At 42.0% G+C, this 3,663-nt stretch carries 4 protein-coding genes and 1 pseudogene; 1 reads left to right on the top strand and 4 read right to left on the bottom strand.

Annotated features, from left to right (window positions below; translation table 11 throughout):
* A partial coding sequence (locus tag IM322_RS03755) for a transposase (RefSeq protein ID WP_130758671.1) occupies window positions 1-114 on the top strand: 114 nt, incomplete at its 5' end.
* A gap of 25 nt (window positions 115-139) precedes the next feature.
* On the opposite strand, the pseudogene IM322_RS03750 reads toward IM322_RS03755, so the two are convergent.
* The 4 genes and pseudogenes from IM322_RS03750 to IM322_RS03735 form a co-directional block, all read right to left on the bottom strand.
* Window positions 140-394 (bottom strand): annotated as a pseudogene (locus IM322_RS03750) (hypothetical protein); the annotation flags it as partial.
* The gene (locus IM322_RS03745) at window positions 391-1,185 is read right to left on the bottom strand and encodes a FlgD immunoglobulin-like domain containing protein (RefSeq protein WP_287713113.1); all 795 of its coding nucleotides are present in this window, start codon (window positions 1,183-1,185) and stop codon (window positions 391-393) included. The pseudogene IM322_RS03750 and the gene IM322_RS03745, both read right to left, overlap by 4 nt.
* A complete protein-coding gene (locus IM322_RS03740; RefSeq protein WP_287713111.1) occupies window positions 1,182-1,814 on the bottom strand; it encodes a S1 family peptidase in 633 nt (210 codons plus the stop codon). Before IM322_RS03740 ends, IM322_RS03745 begins: the two co-directional genes overlap by 4 nt.
* Window positions 1,815-2,305: 491 nt before the next feature.
* Window positions 2,306-3,610 (bottom strand): sensor histidine kinase, encoded by a 1,305-nt coding sequence (locus IM322_RS03735; protein ID WP_353737488.1) that lies wholly within the window; start codon window positions 3,608-3,610, stop codon window positions 2,306-2,308.
* Window positions 3,611-3,663 lie beyond the last annotated feature (53 nt).

Below are 3,663 nucleotides of genomic sequence, written 5' to 3'. Positions count from 1 at the left end.
GTGGTCGAGGGAATCAACAATAAACTTAAACTAATAAAACGGAGAGGCTATGGCTTTAGAAACTTTCGGAATTTTTGGGTTAGAAGTATGTTGTCTTGGCATCTTGTCTGTTGATTTAGCATAAAGGGTAACGAAGAGCCGTAAATTTTTTCAGTCCCGATAGATCTATTTGGGAAAGATTATAGACATCTTTGAGCAATAAACTTTCGTTTTCTTGACAGGTAAAACTAAAGCTTTTTACCAATAAATTGCCTTCAAAGTTTTGTTTAACTGGGATAATTCCCCAAAAAATCGACAGGAAAACCAGTGCTAGAGTAACTATAAAAACTGTGCAAAACTTGAGATTTTTCCTGATAAATTGCCAGAAACTTTTAAAATTATGCTTGGACTTCATTTTAGCCACTGGGGATTATGTTCAAAAGTTATATTAATCGGGGCATTTCTGGGAGGAGCATCATCTTGTTCTAATAAAGCTTTGACTCGCAATTCGTACAATCCCGCCTTAGCCAGTTTACCATCAGAAGTACGACCATCCCAAGTAAAGAAAATTTCTCCTTTTGGTTGCCAGTTAGGGCGAGAAGTCTCATAGATAACCTCGTTGTTCTGGAGGATTTGTAATTCTTTGATCTGGCTACGCACATCAGAAAAAAAGACGATATCATAGGTTTTTGCCTGATTAAAAATAACCGGCAAATAGATCAATTTACCGTCACTGATATAGGCCGTGGCCCGCAGACTTTCAAGGGCGATATCTTCGCGATCAATAACATAGTTAGACCATTTAAATTGATAGCGAGAACCTTGGGGACGCAAGGTGAGGGGATCGAGTTGATAATTTTTTGGCACAGAACGCACCCTCACTTTCGGCTCTTGGTTATTACGACTAGGCACTTCCAACTTTAGGGAGTCAGTCATCCCCGGAATCCGGCCGATAGAAAGGGAAATAAGACTAAAACTGCCCGCAATATCGATACCACTTTCATCATCTGATTGAAAATATTGCATATGTGATCGAAGATATTCCATCCGAGCTATTATTCCCTCACAGCGCTTGTCATTATCTCTCTGGATATAGTTGCTAGAGCTAGTATTTCCCGTCCCACAGTTTTGAGCTTGAATAGGGAAGAACGAGACCAAAATAAGACTAAGAATTGTTAAGTTGAGGGCAATAAATGATTTTTTCATGGTACAGTCACCTGCCATTGAGCTAATTTTTGGAGAACTCGATCGATTGGGTAAGCCAAACCGATACCGGAAGAATCGATTTGGGACTCGTTAATCGTCCTAAACATCAATCCGATCACCCGCATTTCCTGATCAAATACTGGACTACCAGACCCCCCCACGGCCAGACTCACATCGATTAATAAATTGCCGCTACTAGACTGAATGCCGATGGTAATCGCCTCGTAGCTCGACCAATCTTTTGATTCAGGATGTCCGATGATAGAAATCCGTGTTTTTGCGGCAATTTCGCCTTGATGAAAGGTTAAAGGACTGATATCGTCTGGTAAACCCGTGACTTCCAGCAAAGCTAAATCCAAGTTTTCTTGGGGTTCGGTGATCTGACTTATTTTAGCCTTTGCACGATCGCGCGGGAGGTTGGGTAGATTTTCGCCATAATAGGGTTCCACTTCCAGATTATCGCCCCTCTGTTCCGTGTCGCGATCGACCACCACATGACGATTAGTGATAATCCACACCGTTGTTCCCCGGCGTTTGACCACTTGACATCCTCGCCGCCGTAAAACGGACGGCGATTCCTCACCACGCCACTTTTTTAGGGTGGTCGCTGAACGGGGTTGACGCTTCACCGAAAAACGCTTAATTGCTTAAGTCTGACTCTTTCGACCCGTCCGTTTTGAGTGTCCGGATGCCCTCCGGCCACTTTGAACAAGTCGAAAAAATCTAATGTTCAACCTTATTTCCTAGAAAGTTTTACTCGTTCAAGGCCGAATTTGAATTCTTTTCTGAACAAAACCCCCTACTATCTGTTGTCAAGGTTCAGTTTTTAGCTTGGTTATCGCTTTTTCCATTATAGCTTAAAGCCGTCCTAAAAGGACGGGGTTTTAACCCAAATTTTCGATAAGTAGGTAGGTGTTAAAAGTTGTCAGACACCCCCCTTATCAAGGGGGGCAGGGGGGATCGGCACCCCCCTTATCAAGGGGGGATTAAGGGGGGATCAGAGGCAAAATCTATCTTCAATTTAATTATAACTACTTACTTAAAAATTCTCCGTTGCTTTCGTCCTGTTTCGGAAGAAAGAAAGTTACATTTTGTAATCTTTAGACCGCTCAAGCTGGAACTAGGGTGAAATGGGCAGTTTGACGGTAAAGCTTGTTCCCTCACCCACTTGGCTATCTAGGGCGATTTCGCCACCGTGGAGTTCGACGCATTTTTTAACCACTGCTAACCCCAATCCGGTGCCGATAATATTTTCCACATTCTGACCCCGATAAAAGGGTTCATAGATCTTAACTCTATCTTCCTCGGCAATGCCGATCCCGTGATCCCGGACTTGAAAAACAATGCGATCGCTATCTTTCCCCAAAATCAAACTAATCCCTGCTCCCGTGGGGGAATATTTAATCGCATTTAAGAGTAAATTACTTAAAATCGAGTAGAGCAGTTTCTCATCTAGATAGGGACGAATCATCAATCCCTCGCTGACAAATTTAATCGGTGTATTATTTTTATTGATAAATTGAAAGTCCTCGACTAAATTTAAACAAAAAGCTTCAATATCGAGCGGCTCTAGTTGACAACTGAGATTCCCAGATTCTGCCCTAGTTAAAATCAAAATATCTGTTAAGAATTGATTCATTAGCTTGACAGAAGACTGGATTCTATATAGGTTTTTTCTGCTAGACTGATCGGCATCTTTTAAGCCATTTTCTAATAACTGCGAGGCAGAAAAAATAACGGTTAAAGGGGTTCTAAACTCATGAGATATCATGGAAAAAAGCTGTATTTTTAGATCGGAAAGTTCTTTTTCTTGTAGTAATAACTGGTGGATTTTCTCACTTTTCTGTCGCCGTTTCTCTTGCCAAAAAACTAAAAAATAAACTCCGCAAATAATTCCAAAGCTAGTAAAAGTTCCCAGTAAACCCAACAGAGAATTTTCGCGAATACTATCCCTAGAACTAGCGATGCTACTTCTTAAATTCCTTTTCTGACTAGCTTGTAAATAGGTAAGAAGATTTTGAAACTTATCCCGGAACTCGACACTTTTAACCGTGATTGCATCTTGAGAAATATCATCGGACTGATCGGGTTTATAGGTGGCGATCGATTGATTAAATAGAACAATTCGCCGATACATTAAATCCCCGATCTGAGCCACCATTTCCCGCTCGAAATCCGTGCCGTTTTCTAATTGTTTGGCCAAGAGTTGCCAGTTAGATTGCATCAAAGCGATCGCCCGACGATGACGACCTAACTCGCTAGGGCTGCCAGTTTTAATATAACCCCTTCTTCCCGATTCGGCCACGGCCATGTTAGCGTAAAGATTACTGAGATTATCGTTGACATCCTCACCGCCGTAAACGGACGGTGATTCCCAAACCTCACGATTTAGGTTTCTGCTTCTTTCCCTTGCGGGGTTCCGCACCTGCCTTAACAGTTTTACTCTGTTCTGGTCTTATGGTCGCTCTACAGACTGAC

It is taken from the genome of Microcystis sp. M109S1, assembly GCF_020247025.1.
GTDB lineage: Bacteria > Cyanobacteriota > Cyanobacteriia > Cyanobacteriales > Microcystaceae > Microcystis.
Note: the sequence above shows the minus strand (reverse complement) of the source record. Positions and strands in the feature narration are given on the sequence as shown.

Excerpts from the sequence above, each read along its gene's own strand:
- IM322_RS03745 (WP_287713113.1), bottom strand. The coding sequence starts at position 1,185 with ATGAAAAAATCATTTATTGCCCTCAACTTAACAATTCTTAGTCTTATT.